This is a genomic window from Streptomyces sp. B21-083, assembly GCF_036898825.1.
Taxonomy (GTDB): domain Bacteria; phylum Actinomycetota; class Actinomycetes; order Streptomycetales; family Streptomycetaceae; genus Streptomyces.
On sequence record NZ_JARUND010000002.1, the window covers coordinates 718,748 to 741,600 of the forward strand.

Sequence of the window (22,853 nt, forward strand, 5' to 3'; positions counted from 1 at the left end):
GGTGGCGATCCGCCCCCGCGCCTGCGAGGATCGGTGCCGACGGAAGGAATCCCCGTGTCGCCCCGTGACGTCGCCGAAGCGCTGCTCCGCCGCTGGTACGTGCTTGTTCTCGCGCTTTTGCTGACGGCAGCCGGGGCCTACCCGGTGATCCGTCCGGCCCCGCAGTACCTGAGTTCGGCGGTCGTGGTCCTCAAACCGCCGGTGACGGGGAACCAGCCGAACCAGCTGACCAATCTCCAACCGCCGCTCGCCACCCTCTCGTACGGTGTCATCCAGCAGCTCGAATCGCCCGCCGGGCGGGGGGAACTGAGCTCTGCGGGCGTCCACGGGACGTACCAGCTGATCCCGCGCAACAGCGGCACCAGCGCGACGCCCGCCTATCTGATCCCCTCGTTGCAGGTTCAGGCGCGGGCGGCCGACCCGGCCGAGGCCGACACGGCGGTCCGCCGGATCATCGCCGTCTACGCCGGGCATGTGGCGGACGTCCAGGAGGCGCAGGGGATCTCGGCCGGTGCGCGGATCAACGCCTCTGTCCTGGTCGCCCCGAGCGCGGCCCAGGTGCTCGGCACCAAGAGCCGCGCGCTGGCCGGCACCGTCCTGCTGGGTGCGACGGCCGCGCTCCTGAGCGCGCTGTGGTTCGACCAGTACGCGCTGCGCCGCAGGAGCAGGAAGGGCACCTCGCCGGATCCGCGTCAGCACCCCGGCGGGATTCCGGTGACGGGCTGAGCCCCGAAGCGGGCGCAGGGCGTCTCGGCACCGGTCGGTCACGGTCTTCGCACTGAACGGGAGCATCAGATGCCGCGGCGCTTCCACGACTCCCACCACAGCCACTCCCGCCCGCGTTCGGCCACTGCCGACCACACGAGCGGTTGCAGATAGGGCATCGTCTTCGCTCCGATCCGCTGTCTGAGCCGCAGCGCGCGGTACTCGGACAGCGCCTCGTACTCCGGGAGGCACTCCCCGGCGAAGGCCACGAGTTCGTCGACCGGGACGACCTCGGTGCGTCCCCGGTCGTAGGCGCGGTAGGCGCGGCGTAGTGCGAAGCGGGCGAGGCGGGTGTGCACGGCCTCCGCGAGCCGGTCGGCCTGGGGCAGCAGGTCGGCGCACTTGTCGAGTACGGAGTCGTAGGCGACGAGGCGTTGGCGCAGGTCGTCGAGCTGGCCGCCGAAGTCGGTGGTGGACATGTTGTTGCCGTGGACGCGGTAGAAGGCCTGGTCGGCCCCCCGTACGTAGCCGACGTCGGCGCGGGCGGCGAGGCGCATCCACATCTCGATGTCGCCGGCGTGGGGAAGCGTGGGGTCGTAGCCGCCCACCTCGCGCTGCAGGCCGGTGCGGACGACGACCTCGGGTGAGGTGATGCAGCCGGTGCCTTCGCGGAACCGGCGGTCCAGCCACCAGTGTCCGGGGTAGACGGTCGAACCGGTGCCGCTCGTACGGGCCTTGGGCAGCGGGCCGCCGTGCTGGAAGCGCAGGGGGCGGCCGTAGGCGAACCCCGCCTCCGGGTGGGCGTCGAGCAGGGCGGCCGCGCGCACCAGGGCGCCGGGGACCAGCCGGTCGTCGGCGGAGAGAAGTGCGACGTAGTCACCGTCCGCCCATTCGAGGAGGCCCTCGTTGTAGGTGGCGATGTGTCCCTTGTTGGTTTCGTGGACGCGGACCTGGATGCGTGAGTCGGCGGCGGCCAGTTTGAGCGCGGTCTCCGCCGAGTCGTCGGGAGAGGCGTCGTCGATGATGAGTACCCGGACGTCAACGCCGTCCTGCTCGTCCAGGACGCTGCTCACGCAGTCGGCGAGGAAATGGCCGTACTTGTAGCACGGGATCACGACACTGACGGTGCTCATCGGTTGGGAAAGCCAATCCCCGGCGGTGGCCTCCCGCGAGTGTGCGGGAGGCCACCGACAGTGGGTTGTGGTCGGTCAGTTCTTCTTGCGGACGGTCTTGCTGGTGAGGGTCCAGACCCGGGCCGTCACCGTGTGGTGCTGCTTGTCCCGGGCCGTGACCGTGATCCTGAACCGGGTGCCGTCAGGCAGCGGGGAGGACAGATGGACGGACACCTTGTGGGTGGCCCGGTTGTAGGAGAGGACGGCCTTGACCTTGAGCTTCCCGGCGGCCGCTGCCTTCGCGCCCGGCAGGACGGTCACTGTCGCCTTCACCGTGGACAGCTTGGCCGTGCTGGGCAGGGAGGCGACCAGCGCGTTGTCCGCGTCCGCGGTGTGTGCCAGCGAGGAGCTGGTCACCTCCGAGGAGGACGTGCCCGACGTCAGCGACGCGGACGGGTCGTCGGCGGTGAAGACGGGGCCGACCCAGTAGTTCGCGGATCCGTAGGAGCCGTTGGGGAAGGCCACGTCACTGCCGTACCGGTACAGCCCGTTGTGGGCCGTGCTGATGTCGGCGGTGGCGGTCAGCGGGTAGGACTTGTGGGCCGACGCGAAGTAGCCGCCGTCCACCGCGTAGTTGCCGTTGGGTGCGTGGTAGGAGACGACGTACGCCGTGTCGGCGCTGATGGCGACCGGGGTCGCGAACGTCATCGTCTGCCAGCCGGTGGCGGACTCGGTGGTGAAGGTGCCGGAGGCGAGGAGCGTGCCGTCGGCGGACCAGAGGCTGCCGGTGTGGGTGCCGGTGTTCGTGGCGCCCTTGTAGAAGGTGACGCCGGTGACCCAGCCGCTCGCCGAGGACTGGAACCTGGTGCCCAGTTCGAGGGAGTTGGGGTCGTCGGTGACGGCCGTCCTGGCCGGCACGGTGCTGGTGTTCCACAGCGTGCAGGGGCAGGTCACCGCGGGCGGCGTGGAGCTGGTGGTGAACGACCACGTCACCGGGGCCGTCATGGCGTTGCCCCACAGGTCCTCGGCCTGGACGGACGCGGTGTACGTGGTGTGCAGTTCCAGTTCCGTCGACGGGGTGAAGGTCGCCTTGTTCGACGCGGGGAGCGTGTTGGTGCCCGGCACGGTGTTGCCGTTCGCGTCCTTCAAGGTGAACGTCAGCGTGTCGGCGTCGATGGCGTGGTCGAAGACGGCCGACACCGGCGCCGTGATCGACGCGCCGGTCGCCCCCGACGTCGGTGAGGTCGAGGTGACGACGGGCGGGGTCGTACTGGCCGACGCGGTGTCCAGCACCACGTCCACCCAGTAGTTGCTGCCCGAGGACGCCGAGGACGGGAAGGCGCTGGTCGAGCTGTAGCGGTAGACGCCGTTGCCGCCGTCGGTACCGGACTGGAGCGCGGTGAGCGGGGCCAGGCCGGCCGCGCTGCCGGAGAAGTAGCCGCCGTCGTAGGAGTATCCGCCGTTCGGGGCGAAGTACGAGGCGACGTAGGTGGTGTTGGCCTTGACGGTCACCGGGGTGGCGAAGTTCAGCTGCTGCCAGCCGGAGGCCGTCTCGTTGGTGAAGGTGCCGGTGGCCAGGCGGGTGCCGGAGGCGCTCCACAGGCTGCCGGTGTGGGTGCCGGTGTTGGCGGGTGACTTGTAGAAGCGGACGCCGGTGATCGAACCGGCCACCGTGGTACGGATCTTGACCCCGAGCTCCAGCGGACCGGCGTCACCCGCGTTGAGGGTGCCGGGCACGGCCGTGGCGGGCCAGACGGTGCAGGGGCAGGCCTGGGGGCCGACGGTCACCGGGCGGGTGGTGACGGCGCCGATGTTGACGCTGTCATCGACCGCGCGGACCTTGATGGAGGCGGCGCCCGGGGCTGTCGGCGTCCAGCTGTAGCTCCAGGACGTCAGTCCGGTGGCCGCGTTCCAGGTCGTCCCGCCGTCGGTGGACACCTCGACACGGGCCACCACACCCCCACCGGAGTCGGTGGCGGTGCCACTGATGGTGACCGGCTTCAGCGCCGGGACGGTGACCCCGGAGGCCGGGCTGGTCACGGTGATGGCCGGGCCGGTGGTGTCGGTGGTCGCCGTGGCGCTGACGAGGTTGCTCTGCAGGGTCAGCGGCTGGACGCCCATGTCGGCGAGGATGTTCACCGTCGCCTGCTGCATACGGGTGTCCTCGGTGACCACCGCGTCATCGGGGTTGTACGTGGGGAGGTTGGTGAGACCCCACGACCACTGCACGGTCCCCGACCCGAACACCAGGGCACCGGAGTCCTGGTCGCGGAACTCGACGAGACTGTGCGTCGCCGTGCCGTTGCCGTACATGTTGCCCCAGTCGAGGCGGTACTTGCCGTCGTTGATGTCCACTGTCGTGGACGACACGTTGATCGCTCCGGCGGGTCTGGTGCTGTTGACGATGTCGCTGTCCCACTCGTAGCCGAGGGTGCCGGTCGGGAAGGTGGCGGTCTGGCTCGCTGTGAGGTTGGCGATGGAGGTGTTGCGCCAGATCCGGTTCTTGCCGTACGAGCCGGGGACCGTGATCGCGTCGTCGCGGGAGCCGTTCACCTGGAACATGGAGCCGGTGAGGATGTTCGGCGGCTGGTAGGTCTGACCGTAGGAGGTGCTGGTCGGGTCCATCCAGGTGCCGGTCCAGGTGCCGCTGGGGTCGGCGATGCCGTTGCCCTGCGCCATCTTGGTCATCTTGTAGCAGACCAGGGTCCGGTTCGCGGTGCTCGTACCGTCGTTGCTCGCGGCGAGCCGGGTCTTCCAGAAGACCTCGTTGCCACTGAAGAAGGCCTGCCGGACGCCTGCCTTCCTGGCCGCCAGGACGTTGGAGTACTGGCTCTGCGTCCAGTACTCGTCGTGCCCGGAGGACAGGTACACCTTGTGCTTCGGCAGCAGGGTGGCGCCGTTGGTCGACACGTCCACGCCCGACAGATAACTGACGTCGTAGCCGTTGCGCTCCAGCCAGGACAGCATCATGAACTCGGAGCCGTAGATGCCGTTGTCACCGCCTATGTCCAGCGGCCGGTTGTAACTGACCTCGTAGGCGCGGCCGTCCGGCGCGGGGCCCGCGCCCCCGTAGAGGTCCTGGCCTCCGTAGTCGTTGTAGGCCTGCCAGGTCTCGTCGCTGGTCTGCACGACGATGTTGGAGGTGCTGGAGTCCTTGCGCACGACGAACGGGTACGGCATCAAACCGTCGCCGTCGTTCTGCGTCAGGTTCGCGATGTACAGGCCGGACACCGCGTCGCTGGGCACCGTCCAGTTCACCGTGACGGGCCAGTTGCCGCAGTCGACCAGGCCTGTGCTGCTCTTGGTGGTGCAACTGGCCGGATTGGCGTTCGAGTTGTAGTTGGCCGGATAGTTCACGGCCACCTGGGCCGCGGTCGAGATCAGACGCGCCCCGTCGCCGCCGTACCAGCCCAGCCGGTAGATCTCCACGTGGTACGTGACCGGCGACTGGATCTTGAACTGGACGGTGTCACCGGCCTGGACGCTCTCCTTGGTGGAGAATCCCTTGATGTCACCGTAGGCGTTGGGCGAGTACCAGTCGGACATGGGGCTGCCCGTCTTGGAGTTCTCGCAGACGACCGGGTTCGAGCCCGTTCCGCACGGATCGGACGCGGCCTGGGCGGAGATGGCCTGCGGAAGCACCGCCCATATCAATGCTGCTACGACGGCGAGGCGGCCGCCCCGGATCCGTCTGCTCCATCTGTTCATGTGTACCTCTCAGCGGTGCTGTGCTCTGTGCAGGGCCGACCCAGGGGTCGGGGTGGAGCGGGAGTGTGGGGGCCGATCAGCTTTCGAGCGCCTTGGCGAGCGTGTCCACGACGCGCTGCTGCTGATCGGGGCTTATTTGGGGGAAGAGCGGCAGTGACAGGATCCGGTCCGCCGCCTTCTCGGCGTGCGGGAAGTCGCCCCGGGCGTGGCCGAGATGCCGGTAGGCCTCGGTGAGGTGGACGGGGGCGGGGTAGTGCACCCCGGCGCCGATGCCCTCCGCGTTGAGCTTGCCCACAAGGTCGTCGCGGTCCGTGCCGGACACCTGGACGACGTAGAGGTGCCAGACGTGCAGGTTGCCGGCGGCGGTGACCGGGAGCACGACGCGCCCGGCGGACACCAGGTCGGCGAGCAGCGCGTCGTAGCGGGCCGCCGCCGATCGCCGGGCCGTGTTGCCGTCCGCGAGCCGCGCCAGTTTCGCCCGCAGGACGACGGCCTGCAGCCCGTCCAGCCGGCTGTTGAACCCGGGGACGTCGTGGCGGTACTTGGCGACGCCGCCGTGGTTGGCCATCGCGCGGACCAGGTCGGCCGACTCCTCGTCGTCGGTGAGCACCGCGCCCGCGTCGCCGTAGGCGCCCAGGTTCTTGCCGGGGTAGAAGCTGGTCGCCGCGATTCCGCCGCTGCCCGGTGACCGGCCGTCGCGGGTGGCGCCCTGGCACTGGGCGGCGTCCTCGACGACCCTTACGTGGTCGGGCAGTTGGCCGGCCAGTCGCGTCACTTCGGCCATCTGGCCGTACAGGTGCACCGGGACGACCGCACGGGTGGCCGGGCCAACCGCGTCGAGGGCGGCCTGCGGGTCGAGCAGGTAGGTGTCGGGCAGGCAGTCGGCCAGGACGGGCCGCGCGCCGATCCTGGCCACGGCTCCCGCGGTGGCGATGAAGGTGTTGGCGGGTATGACGACCTCGTCGCCGGGCCCGACCCCGCTGACACGCAGGGCGAGTTCGACGGCGTCGGTGCCGTTGGCGACGCCCACGCAGTGCGCGACACCGCCGAAGTCGGCGTACTCGCGCTCGAAGGCCCGCACCTCGTCGCCGCCGATGAAGGCGGTGTTGGCCAGGACTCGTTCGAATCCGGCCCGTACCTCGTCGGCGACCTCTTCGTGGGCCGCCTTGAGGTCCACCAGCGGAATATGGTTCATGCGACTGGTCCCCCCAGTTGCTGTGTCAACAGTTCGTCGAGCGCGGGCGCCGCAGCCTCACGCAGCCGGCGGGCCGGGCTCCCCACCCAGACCTCGCCCGGCGGCACATCACCGAGTACGGCGCTTCCCATCCCGATCAGTGACCAGGCGCCGACCACCGTGCCCTCCCTGACCAGGGCACCGGAGCCCACATAGGCGCCCCGCTCCAGCCGCGCTCCCCCGCCCAGCCGGACGCCGGAGGCGAGCGTGGCGAAGTCCTCGACGACGTCGTCATGGGTGAGGACGACCTGCGGCATCACCGCGACATGGGCGCCCACCTCCACGGCGGCGGTCAGGACGCAGTGCGCGAGCAGCACCGAGCCGTGGCCGACCCGCGAGGTCGCCGACACCGACGCCGTCGGGTGGATCACGGTGGCGTAGCGGTCCGCGGGCAGGCCGAGCCTGCGGACCAGGCGGGCGCGGGCCGCGTAGTCCCGGGGGTTGCCCACACAGATCACGACCCGCGCCGACGGCAGGTCGTGGACCAGGTCGCAGCCGCCGAGTACGGGGACTCCGTCCACCTCGGTGCCGTGCAGGGCGGAGTTGTCGTCGAGGTGCCCGAGCAGCTCGGTGCCACCCGCGTCCCGTACGGCCTGGGCGGTCTCCCGGGCGAAGCCGCCCGCGCCGATGATCAGCAGTCCGCTCATCTTCGGGCCTGTTCGCGCAGGGCCGCCACGACGCGGTCCTGCTGGGCCTCGGTGAGCGTGTGGAACAGCGGCAGGATCAGCGAGTCGCGGCTGATCCGCTCGGTGACCGGCAGGGGGGCGCTGGGATGGCCCTCGTAGGCAGGTTCGAGGTGCGAGGCCATGATCCCGCGCCGGGCGGACACGCCGGCCTCGGCGAGCGCGCCGAGCAGATCGTCCCGGCCGACGGGGAAGTCCTCGTCCAGCAGCACCCAGTAGGACTGGAAGTTGCTCTGCCCGTGCTCGGGGTCGCGTACGGGGGTGAGCCCGGGGACGTCTCGCAGCAACGCGTCGTAGCGGGCCGCCAGTTCGCGGCGGCGGGCGATCATCGCGTCGAGTTTGGCGAGCTGGACCAGGCCGATCGCGGCCTGGACGTCCGTCATCCGGTAGTTGTAGCCGACTTCGAGGTAGCTCTCCAGGACCGGCTTGCTGCTCGAATGGCGTTCGGCGGCCGAGGCGTTCATCCCGTGCTCGCGCAGCCTGCGCAGACGTACCGCCCACTCGGCGTCGTCCGTGGTGATCATGCCGCCCTCGCCGGTGGTGACGAGCTTGCGGGGGTGGAAGGACCAGGCGGCGATCAGCGCGCCCTGTCCGACGGGCTTGCCGCCGACGGTCGAGCCGATGGCGCAGGCCGCGTCCTCGACGAGGGGCAGGTCCCAGTCGGCGCAGGCGGCGCGCAGGCTGTGCACGTCGGCCGGTACGCCGCCCTGATGGACGGCGAGAACGGCCTTGGTGCGGGGGGTGCGGACCGCGTCCACGGTGGCCGTGGTCAGGTTGCCGGTGTCGGGGTCGACGTCGGCGAACACGGGTTCGGCGCCGACGTAGCGCACGGCGTTGGCGGTGGCGATGAACGACAGCGAGGGCACCACGACCTCGTCGCCGGGCCCGAGTCCGAGGGCGACGAGCGCGAGGTGGAGTGCGGTGGTGCAGGAGCTGACGGCGATGCCGTGCTCGGCGCCCACCCGCTCGGCGAAGGCCTGCTCGAAGGCGGCGACCCGGGGGCCCTGGGCGACCCACCCGGACAGCACCGCGTCGGAGGCCGCCTTGGCCTCCTCCTCGCCGAGCCAGGGGATCATCACCGGGATGCGGTCGGTGCTCACTTGGCCGCCTCCGCAGCGGCGGCGTCGGCGGCGCGCTCGGCACGCCACCACTCCACCAGGTCCTTCAGGCCCGTACGCATGTCGATCCGCGCCGTGAAGCCGAGCCGCTCGGCGGCCTGGGTGGTGTCGGCGAGCCGCCGGACCACTCCGTTCACCGCGCGGGCGGGTCCGTGCTCCGGCTCCAGGCCGGACGCGCCCATGGCCTCCAGCAGGCCGTCGGCGAGCTGGCGCAGCGAGGTCTCCGTGCCGCTGGCGACGTTGAACACCTCGTCCGTCACATCCGACTCGGCGGCCAGCACATTGGCTCTGGCGATGTCCCGGACGTCGACGAAGTCCATGGTCTGCGTGCCGTCGCCGAGGATCAGCGGGGGCTCGCCCGCCTCGATGCGTTCCATCCAGCGGATGAGCACCTCGGTGTAGAGGCCGTGGATGTCCATCCGGGGGCCGTAGACGTTGAAGTAGCGCAGCGCCACGTAGTCCAGTCCGTACATGGCGTGGAAGCTGCGCAGCATGCCCTCGTTGAAGGCCTTCGCCGCGCCGTAGAAGGTGTCGTTGTTGTAGGCGTGGTGGCGCTCGGTCGTCGGGAAGGTCTCGGCCATGCCGTAGACGGAGGCCGAGGACGAGGCGATCACCTTGCCCACTCCGGCTTCCGCAGCCGCCTCAAGGACGTTGAAGGTGCCGTCGACCATGACCTCGTTGGCGAGGCGGGGTTCCTGCGCGCACTGGGTGATGCGGATCGCGGCGAGGTGGAACACCAGGTCGGCGCCCTCGGTGACCTTCCGTACGGTGGCGGCGTCGCGGATGTCGCCCTCGACGACCTCCACGACCCCGCTGGGCATGGCCTTGGCGAGGTTGGCCCGCCGACCCCGGACGAAGTTGTCCAGCACCACGATCTCGCGGGCGCCACCCTCGGCCAGGAGGTCGACAAGGTTGGAGCCGATGGTGCCGGCTCCCCCGGTGACCAGGATCTTCTTGCCTCGTACGCTGCTCAACTGCCCTGCCCTCTCAGTGATGGTGACCGTCAACGGCCGGCACGCAGGCCGACGACCGCGCCCTTGAATTCCAGACTCCGGGACGCCGCCTCAAGGATGTCCAGCACCCGCAGGCCCGCCCGGCCGTCGGTCAGCGGCGCCCGGCGCTGTCTGATCGCGTCGCCGAACTCGTCGACCATGCTGCGCAGCGCTTCCTTCTCGCCGATGGCGGGCGCGACCATGTCTCCTGAGCGGTACGAGACGAGCATGTCCCGGCGCTCGTCCGCACCGATCTCCTGGGGCGCGGCCAGGTCCACACCCCGGTCGAAGATCGCCACGCGCTGTGCGGGGTTGAGGTCGTCCCAGATCAGGGTGCGTTTGGCGCCGCCCACCATGGTGGTGCGTACCTTGGTCGGGGACAGCCAGTTGACGTGCACGTGGGCGATGGCCCCGGTGTTGAGCTGCAGCGTCAGATAGGCCACGCAGGCCTGTCCGGCACCGATCGGGTCGGCGCCGTGGGCGGCGACGGCGACCGGCTCCACGTTGTCGGGAAGGATGAAGTCCAGGATCGACAGGTCGTGCGGGGCCAGGTCCCACATCACGTCGATGTCCTTCTGGACCAGCCCCAGGTTGATGCGTACCGAGTCGACGAAGTGGATCTCGCCGAGTTCCCCGGAGCGGACCAGTTCCCGGATGCGGCCCACGGCGGGCGTGTAGCAGTAGGTGTGGTCGCACATCAGGGTGAGGCCGCGCTCTTCCGCCTCGGTGACCAGGCGCATCCCGTCGGCGTAGGTCGCCGCGAGCGGCTTCTCCACGAGGACGTGCTTTCCGGCGCGCAGGGCGGCCAGGGCGATGTCGAGGTGGGTGCCGGCGGGCGTGGCCACGGCGATGGCGTCGACGGAGGGGTCGGCGAGGACGGCCGCGTAGTCCGAGGTGGCCTGGACTGTCGAGTAGCCGCCGAGAACCCGCTGGGCCCGGTCCACGTCGAGGTCGCACAGCCAGCGCAGCCGGAACTGCTCGCTGGCCTGGAAGTTGCGTACGAGGTTGGGGCCCCAGTAGCCCGCCCCGACGACCGCGATCCCCAACGGCTCCGTGGTCTGCGTCACTTGGCTCTTCTTCCCTCGGTCCATCAGTAGGCCCCCGTTCCGCGCACCACCGCGGACCCGGTGCGCGCCAGAATCTCCAGGTCGAGTCCCATCGACCAGTTGTCCACGTATCCGAGATCGAGCCGCACCGCCTCGTCCCAGGGCAGGTCGGAGCGTCCGCTGACCTGCCACAGCCCGGTGAGGCCGGGCTTGACCAGCAGTCGGCGCTTGACCTCCGGCGTGTACTCCTCGACCTCCTCCGGCAGCGGCGGGCGGGGGCCGACGAGCGACATGTGACCGCCGAGCACGTTGATCAGCTGTGGCAGTTCGTCGATCGACGTGCGGCGCAGCACCGAGCCGACGCGGGTGATCCGCGGGTCCTCCTTCACCTTGAACAGCAGGCCGTCGCTGTTCTCGTTGAGGTGCTCCAGTTCCGCGCGGAGGGACTCCGAGTCGGGCCGCATGGTGCGGAACTTGAACATGGTGAAGTGGTCGCCGTACCGGCCCACCCGCTGCTGCCTGAACAGCGTCGGCCCGGAGCTGTCCAGCCGCACGATCAGGGCGATCAGCAACAGGGGCAGCGCGAGGACCGCCAGGAGTACCGCCGCGAGCGAGCGGTCCAGGAGTTCCTTGGGCAGCCGGGAGATCCGGGTGAGATTGGGTGCCTGTATCCGTACCAGCGGCACCCCGTTGGTGGGGCGTACCGCCAGCCGGGACGCGGACACGTCGGTGAGTACGGGGGCCAGCAGGAAGTCGACGCCCTGCACGGCCGCGGTCCAGGACATCCGGCGCAGGACGGAGGCGTCGGCCTCGGGGACGGGCAGCGCGACCACGGTGCTGATGCCCATGACCCGGACGACGTCGTCCATGTCACCGATGCCGCCGAGGACGGGAAGCCCCAGCTCGTGGATCTCCGCCCGGTTCTTCGGATCGCTCAGGCAGACCCCGGCGACGTGCAGTTCCTGTGCGCCGCCGCGACGCAGTACGGCGACCAGCTCCACGATGCCGCGAGAGGGCCCGACCAGAAGGGTCGCGCTCCGGTCCCGGCCGCGCGCCCATCTTCGGTGCAGCCGGCGGCGGAGTGCGTAGCGCCCCGGCAGGGCGATCACGACAGCCGGCACCGTGGCCATGATCATGTCATGGAGGAGTCCCTCGTCGTGCGCGAACACATAGTGCGCGACCGCGGCCAGCGCCGGGAGCACCAGGGCCCCACGAAGCACCCGTCGGTACTCCTCGGTTCCCAGACCCAGGGCGGTGCGGTCGTAGGAACGGTGGGCGATCATGACGACGATCCACATCGGGGGCAGCACCAGGGCCACCGCCCAGCGGCCGTACACCGCGTGGATCAGGAAGGCCGCGGCAACGGCGGCGAAGCCGTCCGCGACCAACAGGGCGATCCGGTATTTGCGATCCCAACGTCTTCGGCGAGCTTCCGGAGTCCTGCGTTCCACAACCAGTTGCTCATGCGTGACCTCAATGGCCATGCTCCCCCCACCACATGCGCGGCTACCCCCCGATCGAAGTGCCCTCCACACAGCGACACTGGAAAGCGAGGGAGCGTGAGCGGTTCCCCAACCGCCTCATGCCCCCCAGCATGCTTTTACTACAAGTTCAAATTCGTGCAAAAAGCCGCACCGTGACATGTAGTCAAGGACAAGTTCCCCACCCAAACCGGTCCGGCGGCACTCAATCTAGACCACCAAACGCAGTGACGGGAACGGTTGAACGAAACACACATCGCATTAGTGACACAGACGGCATACTGCCCACGTGACGAGCATCGTGATACCGGCCCACAACGAGGCACGAGTCATCGGCCGACTCCTCGATTCGCTGGTGGCCGACTCCCCCGAGGACGAGACCGACATCGTCGTCGTGTGCAACGGCTGCACTGACGACACCGCGCGAATCGCTGCCGCGTACGGACCGCGCGTCCGGGTGGTCGAGATCCCCACCCCCTCGAAGCACGCCGCTCTGCGGGCGGGCGACGACCACGCCCACGGCTTCCCCCGCCTCTACGTGGACGCCGACGTAGTGATCACGGGCGTGGACGTACGGGCGTTGACCGAGCCCCTGGACGACGACACTTCGGACATCCTCGCCACCGCCCCCGACCGGCGGATCCCGCTGGCCGGCTGTGCCTGGCGGGTCCGCGCCTACTACCGGGTGTGGCAGCAACTCCCCGCCGTCCGCGAAGGGCTGTTCGGCCGGGGTGTCATCGCGGTCTCCAAGACCGGGCACGCCAGAATCGCCGCGCTGCCCCCGCTGATGGCGGACGACCTGGCCGCCTCCCTGGCGTTCACCCCGCAGGAGCGGCTCGTGGTCGACGGGGCCGGTGTCGTGGTCCACCCGCCGCGCACCTGGCCGGACCTGATGAGACGACGCGTCCGGGCCGCGGTGTCCACCGCCCAGGTGGAACAGCAGCAGGGACCGGAGGAAGCCTCGGCGCGCACGAGCGTGGCGGATCTGAAAGCCCTGGTCCGCAGGGATCCGAAGCTCCTGCCCAGTGTCGTAGTCTTCGTCGCGGCGGCGGTCGCGGCCCGGCGGAAGGCCGCAAAGGCCATCCGGGCACAGGACTTCGGCACCTGGCTACGGGACGAGAGCAGCCGGCAGAACTGAGCACCGCACCTGGAGTTCTCGATCATGTATCTCACCGACCGTTCCGCCCCCGGACAGGCGGACACCGAACAGGGCCGAAGACGTGGCCCGGGGCGCAGGGTCGCCCCGGTGGTGCTGGTGCTGGGCTCGGTCAGCCTGATAACCGACATCTCCTCGGAGATGGTCACCGCCGTTCTGCCGCTCTACCTCGTCACCACGCTCGGCTTCACACCGCTGGTGTTCGGCACCCTCGACGGTGTCTACAACGGCGTCAGCGCGCTGGTCCAGCTCACCGGTGGCCACATCGCCGACCGGGTCCGCAACCACAAGCTGATGGCCGGGCTCGGGTACGGCCTGTCCGCGCTGTGCAAACCGCTGCTCCTGCTCGTGAGCAGCGTCGGCGCCCTCGGCACAGTCCTCGCCCTGGACCGGACCGGCAAGGGCCTGCGTACCGCCCCGCGCGACGCGATGATCTCCCTGTCCACACCTCCCGAGCGACAGGGCCGCGCCTTCGGCGTGCACCGGGCGATGGACACCACGGGCGCGATGCTGGGCCCGCTGGCCGCCTTCTTCATCCTGCGCGCGGCGACCGACGGCTATGACGCCGTGTTCGGCGTGAGCGCGTGCGTCGCCGTGCTCGGTGTGCTCGTACTGGTGCTGTTCGTTCCGGGCAGACGGCGGGACACGCGGCCGGACGAAGCGGGCGTGGCGGACAGCAGGCCGCCCGTGCGCGTACGGGAAGCGCTGGCGCTGTTGCGGATCCCCCGGCTGCGGGCGCTGGCCCTCTGCGCGGCGCTGCTCGGCCTGACGACGGTCAGCGACGCCTTCGTCTACCTGCTCCTGCAACGGCGTGCGGGCATCGCCGACGAGTGGTTCCCGCTGCTGCCGCTGGGCACCGCCGCCGTGTTCCTGCTGCTGGCCGTGCCCTTCGGCGCGCTGGCCGACCGGATCGGGCGCCGCACCGTCTTCCTCGCCGGGCACGTCAGTCTGCTCACCGGCTACGCCCTTCTGCTGTGGGCGCCGGCCACGCCGGCCCTGCCCTTCCTCGTACTCGCCCTGCACGGCGTGTTCTACGCGGCCACGGACGGCGTGCTCCCGGCCGCCCTGGCCGACGTCGTGCCCGAGCAACTGCGCGCCAGCGGCCTCGCCATCGTCGGGACCAGCCAGGCGCTGGCCCGGTTCTGCTGCTCACTCGCCTTCGGCGCCGCCTGGACGGTGTGGGGCGACGGTCCAGCCCTGGCCGGATCGGCGATCGGCCTGCTGTGCTGCGCGGTCGTCGCGGGCATGGTGCTGCGGCCGACCGGTGAGACCCGATGACCACCACAGCCCCGATGCCCCAAGGATCCGGATGACTTCGCTGCGCCGTCGCCTGCTCATACTCGTCGCGGGAGCACTGGTCCTCGCCGGCGTGGGAACCGGTGTGGTCCTGCACGCCGCCGACCGCGCGGACCGGGCGAACCGGTCGCAGGCGGGCGGCCCCGCCGTCAGTACGGGCAAGCTGACACTCGACCAGAAGAGCCGCCTGACGTTCGTCAACGCCGCCGCCGGCCCGCACCGCACCGCGGTCGCCTCGGTCCCGTCCGCCGACCCCGGCGCCGGCCGGACCGCCTCGGACCTCAAGTGCGCGCGCTTCTACGCGGCGGCCGGCACGGGCGTCTGCCTCCAGTCCGTCCCCGGGGTCCTCAAGCAGAGCAACCGCGCCCTGCTCCTGGACGCGAACCTCCGCACCGTACGCACCTATCCGCTCGCCGGCGCCCCCAGCCGGGCCCGGGTCTCCCCCAGTGGCCGCTTCGTCGCCTGGACCGTCTTCGTGTCCGGCGAGTCCTACGCGTCCGCCTTCTTCTCCACCCGGACCTCGGTCCTGGACACCCGCTCCATGAAGCTGACTCCCAGCCTGGAGACGTTCTCCGTCGTCCTGGACGGCAAGCCGCACCGCGCCTCGGACATCAACTTCTGGGGCGTCACCTTCGCCTCCGACGACGACACCTTCTACGCCACCCTCAACACCGGCAACAAGACCTATCTGGTCCGGGGTTCGCTCTCCGAGCGCAAGGTCACCACCCTGATCGAGAACGTGGAGTGCCCCTCACTCTCCCCGGACGGGACGCGGGTCGCCTTCAAGAAGCGGGTCCTGTCCCGTACGGCCCTCTGGCACGAGTACGTCCTCGACCTCGGCACGCTCAAGGAAACGGCGCTCGCCGAACGCCACAGCGTCGACGACCAGGCCACCTGGCTCGACAACGACACGATCGCCTACGCGCTGCCCACCAACGGCAAGGTCGGCAGCAGTGACCTGTGGACCGTACCCGCGAACGGGACGGGCAGCCCCCGTCTGCTGATCCCGGGGGCCTCGTCCCCGGCACCCCTGTAGGCGGCGAGACGGCGAGAGCACGGGACGCCCGCGTCCAGGTGGACGCGGGCGTCGGGCATGCTCGCCGGGTTCAGGGAGCGTCGCGGTCGCAGGCCAGATCCGGCAGCCGCACCGCGTCGGCCATCGCCTGCATACCGGTGTCGTTGGGGTGCAGGTGATCGCCGTTGTCGAAGAACGGCAGGATCCGCTCATGGTCGTAGGGGCTGCGCAGGACGCGGTCGAAGTCGGCCACGGCGTCGAACTCGCCGCCGCCACGGATGAATTCGTTGACCTCCCGGCGTACGGACTCGGCCGGCGCGTCCCACTCGGACCAGCCCTTGAAGGGCCCGACCGTGGCCCCGACGACGCACACGCCGGCCGTATGGGCGCGGTCGATGATCCGGCGGTAGCCGTCGATCAGCTCCGCGGCCGTGACACCGGAGTGGGCCTTGATGTCGTTGACGCCCTCGAAGAGGAGGACCGTGCGGACGCCGGGGTGGGAGAGCACGTCCCGGTCCAGTCTGTTCAGGGCGCTCTGGCCGGCTCCGTCGGCGAGGACCTTGTTGCCGGAGATCCCCTCGTTGGCCACTCCCCCGATGCCGGTGTCGGCGCCTGCGTCGGTCTGGAGGCGGCGGGCCAGGTAGTCCGGCCAGCGCCGGTTCAGGCCGGTGCTGGACTGCCAGCCGTCGGTGATGGAATCGCCCAGCGCGACGACCGCACCGATGTCCGAGTCTGTCCGCACGGTGACGGCGTCCAGATAGAACCAGGAGCCGGTGGTGCCGGTCCAGTTGTCCGGGCCCTCCTCCGCAACGTGATCGCCCGCGGAGGTGTAGGACGTCTGCATGGCCATGCCATGCCCCGTCGCCGGGCCGCCCGCCTCGGCGGCGTACAGGCTGACCAGCAGCGAGGTGGCGGCCGGCAGCCGTCCGGGCAGCGGATCACTGAGGACGGTCTCACCGGCGGGCAGGGTGACGGACCGCTTCCCGCCGAACGTCAGAGGCCTGTTGCTGCCACGGACCAGGGCGGCACCCTCCTTCTGTAGACCCACGTACCCCCGGCCGAGGGTCAGGGGCCGGTCGCCGAAGGCGTTGGACAGCCGGACGCGCAGGTGGGTTCCGCCCGCACTGGTCCGTACGACGAGCCGGTAACCACGGTCCGAGGCGGCCTCGCCCATCCGGTCGGCGCTCGCACCCCAGGTGACGATCTCGTGCGTCGTGGCAGTCGCGGCAGTCACGGAACTCGGGGCACGCGCGGCAGGGGCTGCCGTCGCCGGTCCGGTGAACAGCTGCGCGGCGGCGGCCGACGCGACGACCGCCACGGCGAGCCGCCGCAGTACGCCTGCGGCACTGACGGTGTGTTGGCGCACCGAGTCACCGCCCCAGGTCGCGCAGCGTCACGGAACGGCCGGGCGACAGGGTGACCTTCCGAGACCTGTCCCCGTACGCCACCGCTGTCGTGCGACCGCCGACACTCGTCACCGTGACCTCGGTCGGTCTGCCATCCCGCCAGCTCAGATCCACGGTGAAGCCACCGCGTACACCCACGCCCGTGATCGATCCCGACTCGGACCAGGCCTCGGGCAGCGCCGGCAGCAGCTCGACATGGCCGGGACGGGAGTACACCAGCATCTCGATCATCGCGGCGGGCGTGCCGAAGTTGCCGTCGATCTGGAAGATGCCCCGGCCTCGCTCGACCTCGTAGATGTCGAACAGGTTGGGCGCGGTGCCGTTGCTGCCGTCGGCGGAGGGCCGCAGGTTGTTCACGACGAGCCGGTAGGCGTTGTCGGCGTTCTTCAGCCGGGCCCAGCACAGACCGCGCCAGGCGTTCGCCCAGCCGAAGCTCTCCATGCCGCGCGCGGTGAGCAGCGCCGTCGCGCCCTCGACGATCTCAGCGGGCGTCGAGCCGTCCGGGCGGATCCGGTCGCCGGGGAACAACTGGACGAGCGGGGACAGATGCCGGTGAGTGGTCTCCCCCAGGTTGTCGGGGGACATCCACTCCTCCAACCAGCCTGTTCTCGGGCTCACTTGAGGCAGGTAGAGCTGCTTCTGCAGGCCGGCGACCGTCCGGGCGTACGCACCGTCCCTGCCCAACACCCCGCACGTCGTGCGGTAGTTGTCGAACAGGGCCCAGACCAGCTCCTGGGCGTAGGTGATGCCCTTGGCGTCGAGCGGGCCGTGCTCGGGCGACCAGTCGCTGTCGGCGACGAGGACCTCGCGCGTCTCGCCGGTGCCCGGGTCCGTGACAGTCGTCGTCAGCAGCCTCGCCTCCCAGAACTCACAGGCCCCCTTGAGCATCGGGTGGATACGGGCGAGATGGGCTCGGTCCTGGGTGAACTCGTAGTGCTCGTAGAGGGAGTTGCACAGCCAGGCGTTGCCGGCGGGGTGCCACCACCAGCCCATGCCGCCGTGGATGTTGGTGGAGACGGCGACGGTCCAGCCCGCGATCTTCCCGGTGGAGTTGCGGTAGCGGTTGCGGGGATCGTTGAAGTGGGTGCGGGTGAGCTCGGTCCAGGAGGGCAGCTGGGCCAGGCAGTAGTCGGTGAAGGCGTCGAAACAGTCGGACAGGGCAGCCCGGTCGGCCATCCAGTAGTTCATCTGGAGGTTGATGTCGGTGTGGTAGTCGCCCATCCAGTCCGGGTCGTTGCCGTCGAGCCACAGGCCCTGGAGGTTCAGCGGCAGACTGCCGCGTGAGCCGGCGATCATCAGATAGCGCCCGAACTGAAGGTAGGACGCCTCCAGTTCGGGGTCGGGCGTGTCATCGGTGTGACGTGCCCCGATCCGCTCCCAGGTGTCCATTCCACGTTGTAGCGCGGTGGAGGTACCGAGGGACACATCCATGCGCTCGAACAGCCTTCGGTGGTCGGCGACATGGGTGTGCAGCAGGGTGGTCGCGGAGTGCTCGGCGGCGTCGAGCACCTTGGCGCGGGCGAGTTTTCGCGGGTCGAGCGACGGATCGCGGTAGTCGGCGGCCGCGTCGGGCGCGTAGTCGGTGCCGCCGGTGACGATCACCGTGAGGCTCCCGCAGTTCCGGAACGAGATCCGTGCCCCCTCGACGGCGACGGTTCCTCCGCTCCCGTACGCGGTGACGGCCGCCCCGTACCGCAGTCCGTTGGGGAACTCGGCGCCGTAGGAGGCGTATCGGCCCGAGGGTACGCCCGTGGTGGTCTCACCGTGGGTGCCGTCCAGGCTGACGGCGCCGGTGTACCGGCCGCCTCCGTCCTGGGTGAAGTGCAGGACCACGACATCGTCGGGGAGGCTGGCGAAGACCTGCCGCCGGTACGTCACACCGGAGCGCACGTAGGAGGCGGTGACCAGTCCCTGGCGGAGGTCGAGGGCGCGTCGGTAGCCGGAGACGGCCGAGAGGTCGTGGTCGGGTATGTCGACGGTCAGCTTGCCCAGCAGGGTGAACGACCCGAAGTCCGCGCGGCCGTACGGGAACTGACCGTCGTCGTCGAGGGTGCTGTTGGGTCCGCCGGTCCACATGGTGGCGTCGGTGAGGAACAGCCGTTCCCGGCCCGGGTCGTTGCTCACGAGCGCGCCGAGGCGGCCGTTGCCGACCGGCAGACCCTGGGTGATCATCGAGCCGTCGTCGGCGGGTGCCTGCCACCACAGTTCGGTGCTGGTGCCCTTGGACAGCATCGGGGAGTCGGTGGGTCTCGTGGGTGCGGCGGAGGCGGCGAAGGCGGGCGTCCCGCCGAGAGCGGCGAGGGCTCCGGAGACGGCGGCGAAGGAGAGAAGGCCGCGTCGGCTGGGGTGGGGCGGTGGCGAATCGGGGCGTGGGGTGTCCATGTATGCGCTCCCTTGCGACGTGCGAGTGGGCCGTCAGGACAGGTTCGGTACGTCGACCCGGTCGATGTCGGGGGCGTAGCCGTCGCCGCTGTCTAGGGTGATGGTGTTGGTGCCGGCCTTCAGATCGAGCGGCACGCTCACCGTCTCGACGGTTCCCCAGTCGCCCGTGGAGGAGAACTTGTGGCCGGTGGCGGCCCCGGCGTTGGCGGAGATCCGTAGGGAGCGCGCGTCGCCGCTGACGTAGGCGATGTCCACCACGTACCGCCCCGCCTTCGCGACCTTGATCCCGTTCAGGGTGAGCTTTCCGCCGAGGTAGAGATTGCCGACCTTCTTGGCTCCGGAGCAGGCGCCGCAGCCGGCCACCGAGGCGTTGCCGCTGAGGGTGCTGGCCCCCGCCTCCGCCTCGTAGGCCGTCTTCGTCAGGGCAGGACCCTGCGGGGTGACGGTGAACAGGCGCGAGCCGTGCGTGGGCAATGCCTGGGTGACCTTGTCCTTGTACGTGCCGAGGTTCTCGTGGTTCCACAGGTCGCGGACTTTGGCCTTGCCGGAGAACCCGAGGGCGGACCAGTCGGCGGTGACGGAAGCGGGCGCGTTACCGAGGTTGAACAGGGCGACCGTGAAGGTGCCGTCGGAGTTCTTCGCCGCCCAGACCTGCTGGTCGTCGGAGGGGGTGATCGGCCTGGCGGGCGGGGTGTCGCCCTGGTCGACCGCGATGACCTCCCTGTTGGTGAGGAGGGAGAGCCCGTAGGAGTCGAGGCGTGTCAGGTCGTCACCGGTGTAGAGGGGCGACTTGGCGATCGCCCACAAGGTGGCGTAGCTCTGCCGCTCGGCCTTGGTGAGCCCGTCCATCTCGCCGTTGCCGACGTTGAGGGAGTCCAGGTCGTTCCAGCCGCCGGGGCCGGCGTGGCGGGTCCAGGCGGGAGTGTCGTCCCAGCGGTCCTCGACGGAGTTCTCCCAGGTGACCAGCGTGTTGCAGTAGCACTCGACGTCGGTGTCGATACGCCAGCCGTTGGAGTACCGCTTCCAGTCGGCGGCATGGCCGATGTCGAGGGACCAGGACAGTTCGAGATGGATCGGCCGTCCGGTGGCGGCTATCGCCTTCTGCCATGCGGCGACGTCGGCGACGTTGTCGTAGTTGTCCCCGCTCTTGAACGAGCCGGGGCCGACACCGTCGAGTTTGAGGAAGTCGTAGCCCCAGTCGGCGAACAACCGCGCCTGGGAGTCGATGTACTTCTGGGCGCAGGGCCGCGAGAAGTCGAGTTTGTACGCGCTGTCCCACCCGTTGGTGGTGCGCAGGTCGCCGTACACCACGTCGGCGGTCGTGCAGCCCTCGGCGTTCCACACAGGCACCCTGCCCTCGCCGTACGCCTCCTTCTCCAGCCCGGCCGGCAGATAGATGCCGGCCTTCAGCCCCTTGGCGTGGAGGTCGTCGGCGACGGCCTTCATCCCTCGGGGGAAGCGCCCGGGATCTGCGGCCTGTCGACCGTACCCGTCGAAGCGGGGCTTCCAGGCCGTGTCCCGCCACCAGCCGGCGTCGATGTTGACGTACTCGTAGCCGTACGGCTTGAGCTTGGCGGCGAGTGCGTCGGCCTGCTTCAGCACGTTCTTCTCGGTCAGATAGCTGTAGTCGCCGTCCGGGTTGAGTCCCGGGTACTTGGACGACTGCATGCTCCAGCTCGTCCAGCCCATGTACGGCCGGGTCGTGGGCGCGGGGACGGCGTCCGCCACCGGGGTGGCCGTGGCGGCGGGGGTGAGCGCCGCGAGGCCCGCGGTCAGGGCGAGGACGAGCAGGGCTCTGCCTGTGCGGTGGGCGTGGTGGGGGGACAACGGCATGACTGTGACCTCCGGGTCGGTGAAGGACGTGCGGGTTGCCGGTGCTGGGACGCCCGGTCGCGGGCGTGCGGGATCACGCCCCGGGACTGGTGCGTCCGGGGCGGGAGACGGGGGTAGAGGGAGGAGGCGGTGGGCCTCAGCGTTCTCCGCGTCCGATGACGGTCTTCGGGCGAACGGTGGCCCCTGGCCTGGACATGCCGTCCGGCTCGCCACGGCGGGCGCCGGGGCCGGCCGCGGCCGGTTCCTGTGACGTGAAGCGGCTCTGCGACGACATCGCTACTCCTTGGGCGTGTCTGATCTGATGAAGGACTGGATGGCGGTGGCCGCCGCTCCCCGTGCCCACTCCTCGAAGGGCAGCGGACGCGTCCTGACGTCGCATCGCGCGGCGGCACCGAAGGCGGAGGCGGTGAAGGTGTCCCTGATCCGCTCGGCGAACAGGTCGTAGGCGGCGAGCCCTTCGCCGGAGATGATCACTCGTTCAGGTCCGAGCAGATTGACCACGGATCCGATGGCCCGTCCGATGGCCTCGCCGGCACGCGCGTACACCTCACGGGCTCCGGCATCGCCGCGGTGGGCCAGTTCCAGGGCCTCGGCAGCGTCCGCCACGTCGATCCCGGTCTCGGCCCGCACGTCGCGCACGATCGCCGAGTCGGAGGCGATGGCCTCCACACAGCCCCGGTTGCCGCAGTGGCACGGGGGGCCCGCCGGGTCGAGGGAGAGATGCCCGATCTCACCGGCCACCCCATGCGCGCCGGAGACCACCCGGCCCCCCACGACGAGCCCGCAGCCGATGCCGGCGCCCACCGTCACCAGCGCGAAGTCGGACAGCCCCACGCCCGCGCCGAACCACTGTTCGGCGACGGTGAGCGCACGGACGTCGTTGTCGACGGTGACCGGCAGACCGGTGGTCATGGCGGCGAGGTCGGCGAGCGGGACGTCCCGCCAGTCGAGGAACGGGGAGTACCGCACCATGCCCTCCGCACGGTCCACATCGCCCGAGACGGCGATCCCCATGCCCCTGACCGGCGCCCCGAACTCTTCGGCAGCGGTGCGCAGTTCGAGGACGAGGTCGCTCAGGGTGGCGAGAACACCCCCGGGCCGTCGGTCGTCGAGCGGGATGTGCCGGGCGATCCTGATACGGCAGCAGAGATCCGTCAGTACGGCGATGATCTCGTCGCCGGTCACCTTGACCCCGAGGAACAGCGCACGATCACCGTCGACCCGCACCGGGTTGGCGGGTCGACCGAGCGCCCGCCGGTGCTCCTCGTCGATGTCCTCCAGCAGGTATCCCGTCTCGATCAGCGGCCGGACCGCCTTGGTCACCGCCGCGGGGGACAGTGCGGCCCGCCGTGCGATCTCCGCGCGGGTGAGCGGGCCGTGGGAGAGCACGATGGTGAAGATCTGGGCGGCGGCGGGTGTATGGGCCGGGAACGTCTCGGAGTGGGGCGACGGTCGCATGGCCGGAACGTACGGTTCATTCTTTTCTGTTGTCAATAAAAGAAGCAGGATTCCTGTGAAGTCGCTGTCCGCGCTCCGGCGCCCACCCCGTGCGCCTCGCGCGCCCCGCACATCAGCCGGACTCCGGCGAGGATGGTGCGGGTCCGCAGGTCGCGGCCGGTCTGCGACGAAGAACCCATGGTGACCGGGCATCCGGGCTAGAGTGATCCTTTCTGCCGCTTCATCTGC

The 22,853-nt window shown here is 70.2% G+C and carries 17 protein-coding genes; 4 read left to right on the forward strand and 13 right to left on the reverse strand.

Annotation, left to right across the window (positions count from 1 at the left end):
- The first annotated feature begins 54 nt into the window (after positions 1 to 54).
- The gene (locus QA861_RS27270; protein ID WP_334591235.1) at positions 55 to 726 is read left to right on the forward strand and encodes a hypothetical protein; all 672 of its coding nucleotides are present in this window, start codon (positions 55 to 57) and stop codon (positions 724 to 726) included.
- A gap of 65 nt (positions 727 to 791) precedes the next feature.
- Here the strand turns inward: QA861_RS27270 and QA861_RS27275 are convergent, their stop codons facing one another.
- The 8 genes from QA861_RS27275 to QA861_RS27310 all read right to left on the reverse strand — a co-directional run bounded on the left by QA861_RS27275 (position 792) and on the right by QA861_RS27310 (position 12,082).
- Positions 792 to 1,838, reverse strand: coding sequence for a glycosyltransferase family 2 protein (locus QA861_RS27275; RefSeq protein ID WP_334591236.1), 1,047 nt, complete (start codon positions 1,836 to 1,838; stop codon positions 792 to 794).
- 75 nt (positions 1,839 to 1,913) lie between these two features.
- Positions 1,914 to 5,525 carry a DUF4082 domain-containing protein gene (locus QA861_RS27280; protein WP_334591237.1) on the reverse strand — a complete coding sequence of 1,204 codons (3,612 nt, stop codon included), beginning with the start codon at positions 5,523 to 5,525 and terminating at the stop codon, positions 1,914 to 1,916.
- 76 nt (positions 5,526 to 5,601) lie between these two features.
- Entirely contained in the window at positions 5,602 to 6,720 is a 1,119-nt protein-coding gene (locus tag QA861_RS27285; protein ID WP_334591238.1) for a DegT/DnrJ/EryC1/StrS family aminotransferase, read from the reverse strand.
- On the reverse strand, positions 6,717 to 7,406 hold the full coding sequence (locus QA861_RS27290) for an acetyltransferase (protein ID WP_334591239.1): 690 nt from the start codon (positions 7,404 to 7,406) through the stop codon (positions 6,717 to 6,719). Before QA861_RS27290 ends, QA861_RS27285 begins: the two co-directional genes overlap by 4 nt.
- Positions 7,403 to 8,542 carry a DegT/DnrJ/EryC1/StrS family aminotransferase gene (locus tag QA861_RS27295; protein ID WP_334591240.1) on the reverse strand — a complete coding sequence of 380 codons (1,140 nt, stop codon included), beginning with the start codon at positions 8,540 to 8,542 and terminating at the stop codon, positions 7,403 to 7,405. The genes QA861_RS27290 and QA861_RS27295 overlap by 4 nt, the downstream gene beginning before the upstream one ends.
- On the reverse strand, positions 8,539 to 9,534 hold the full coding sequence (locus QA861_RS27300; protein WP_334591241.1) for an NAD-dependent epimerase/dehydratase family protein: 996 nt from the start codon (positions 9,532 to 9,534) through the stop codon (positions 8,539 to 8,541). The genes QA861_RS27295 and QA861_RS27300 overlap by 4 nt, the downstream gene beginning before the upstream one ends.
- Before the next feature lie 29 nt (positions 9,535 to 9,563).
- Complete coding sequence (locus QA861_RS27305; RefSeq protein ID WP_334591242.1) at positions 9,564 to 10,619, reverse strand: Gfo/Idh/MocA family protein; 1,056 nt, start codon at positions 10,617 to 10,619, stop codon at positions 9,564 to 9,566.
- Positions 10,620 to 10,642: 23 nt separating this feature from the next.
- Positions 10,643 to 12,082, reverse strand: a complete 1,440-nt coding sequence (locus QA861_RS27310; protein ID WP_334591243.1) for a sugar transferase — start codon at positions 12,080 to 12,082, stop codon at positions 10,643 to 10,645.
- A gap of 286 nt (positions 12,083 to 12,368) precedes the next feature.
- Here QA861_RS27310 and QA861_RS27315 point away from each other — a divergent pair, with 286 nt between their 5' ends.
- The 3 genes from QA861_RS27315 to QA861_RS27325 are packed head-to-tail and all read left to right on the forward strand — an operon-like array spanning position 12,369 to position 15,567.
- Positions 12,369 to 13,217 carry a glycosyltransferase family 2 protein gene (locus tag QA861_RS27315; protein ID WP_334591244.1) on the forward strand — a complete coding sequence of 283 codons (849 nt, stop codon included), beginning with the start codon at positions 12,369 to 12,371 and terminating at the stop codon, positions 13,215 to 13,217.
- A 24-nt stretch (positions 13,218 to 13,241) separates the two neighbouring features.
- Positions 13,242 to 14,513, forward strand: a complete 1,272-nt coding sequence (locus QA861_RS27320; protein WP_334591245.1) for an MFS transporter — start codon at positions 13,242 to 13,244, stop codon at positions 14,511 to 14,513.
- Between the two features lie 31 nt (positions 14,514 to 14,544).
- Positions 14,545 to 15,567, forward strand: coding sequence for a TolB-like translocation protein (locus QA861_RS27325; protein WP_334591246.1), 1,023 nt, complete (start codon positions 14,545 to 14,547; stop codon positions 15,565 to 15,567).
- Between the two features lie 70 nt (positions 15,568 to 15,637).
- Here QA861_RS27325 and QA861_RS27330 read toward each other — a convergent pair whose 3' ends face one another.
- The 5 genes from QA861_RS27330 to QA861_RS27350 all read right to left on the reverse strand — a co-directional run bounded on the left by QA861_RS27330 (position 15,638) and on the right by QA861_RS27350 (position 22,625).
- Complete coding sequence (locus QA861_RS27330) at positions 15,638 to 16,912, reverse strand: SGNH/GDSL hydrolase family protein (protein WP_334591247.1); 1,275 nt, start codon at positions 16,910 to 16,912, stop codon at positions 15,638 to 15,640.
- A gap of 4 nt (positions 16,913 to 16,916) precedes the next feature.
- Positions 16,917 to 19,334, reverse strand: coding sequence for a glycoside hydrolase family 95 protein (locus QA861_RS27335; protein WP_334591248.1), 2,418 nt, complete (start codon positions 19,332 to 19,334; stop codon positions 16,917 to 16,919).
- 33 nt (positions 19,335 to 19,367) lie between these two features.
- On the reverse strand, positions 19,368 to 21,167 hold the full coding sequence (locus QA861_RS27340) for an alpha-galactosidase D (RefSeq protein ID WP_334591249.1): 1,800 nt from the start codon (positions 21,165 to 21,167) through the stop codon (positions 19,368 to 19,370).
- A 136-nt stretch (positions 21,168 to 21,303) separates the two neighbouring features.
- On the reverse strand, positions 21,304 to 21,441 hold the full coding sequence (locus QA861_RS27345) for a hypothetical protein (protein WP_334591250.1): 138 nt from the start codon (positions 21,439 to 21,441) through the stop codon (positions 21,304 to 21,306).
- Positions 21,442 to 21,443: 2 nt separating this feature from the next.
- Positions 21,444 to 22,625, reverse strand: coding sequence for an ROK family protein (locus QA861_RS27350; protein ID WP_334591251.1), 1,182 nt, complete (start codon positions 22,623 to 22,625; stop codon positions 21,444 to 21,446).
- Positions 22,626 to 22,853 lie beyond the last annotated feature (228 nt).

What these genes read in the sequence shown, in the direction of transcription:
- QA861_RS27335 (WP_334591248.1), bottom strand. Translation starts at nt 19,334, where the DNA reads ATGGACACCCCACGCCCCGATTCGCCACCGCCCCACCCCAGCCGACGC.
- QA861_RS27275 (WP_334591236.1), bottom strand. Translation starts at nt 1,838, where the DNA reads ATGAGCACCGTCAGTGTCGTGATCCCGTGCTACAAGTACGGCCATTTC.
- QA861_RS27325 (WP_334591246.1), top strand. Translation starts at nt 14,545, where the DNA reads ATGACTTCGCTGCGCCGTCGCCTGCTCATACTCGTCGCGGGAGCACTG.
- QA861_RS27340 (WP_334591249.1), bottom strand. Translation starts at nt 21,167, where the DNA reads ATGCCGTTGTCCCCCCACCACGCCCACCGCACAGGCAGAGCCCTGCTC.
- QA861_RS27280 (WP_334591237.1), bottom strand. Translation starts at nt 5,525, where the DNA reads ATGAACAGATGGAGCAGACGGATCCGGGGCGGCCGCCTCGCCGTCGTA.
- QA861_RS27320 (WP_334591245.1), top strand. Translation starts at nt 13,242, where the DNA reads ATGTATCTCACCGACCGTTCCGCCCCCGGACAGGCGGACACCGAACAG.
- QA861_RS27285 (WP_334591238.1), bottom strand. Translation starts at nt 6,720, where the DNA reads ATGAACCATATTCCGCTGGTGGACCTCAAGGCGGCCCACGAAGAGGTC.
- QA861_RS27310 (WP_334591243.1), bottom strand. Translation starts at nt 12,082, where the DNA reads ATGGCCATTGAGGTCACGCATGAGCAACTGGTTGTGGAACGCAGGACT.
- QA861_RS27290 (WP_334591239.1), bottom strand. Translation starts at nt 7,406, where the DNA reads ATGAGCGGACTGCTGATCATCGGCGCGGGCGGCTTCGCCCGGGAGACC.
- QA861_RS27345 (WP_334591250.1), bottom strand. Translation starts at nt 21,441, where the DNA reads ATGTCGTCGCAGAGCCGCTTCACGTCACAGGAACCGGCCGCGGCCGGC.
- QA861_RS27350 (WP_334591251.1), bottom strand. Translation starts at nt 22,625, where the DNA reads ATGCGACCGTCGCCCCACTCCGAGACGTTCCCGGCCCATACACCCGCC.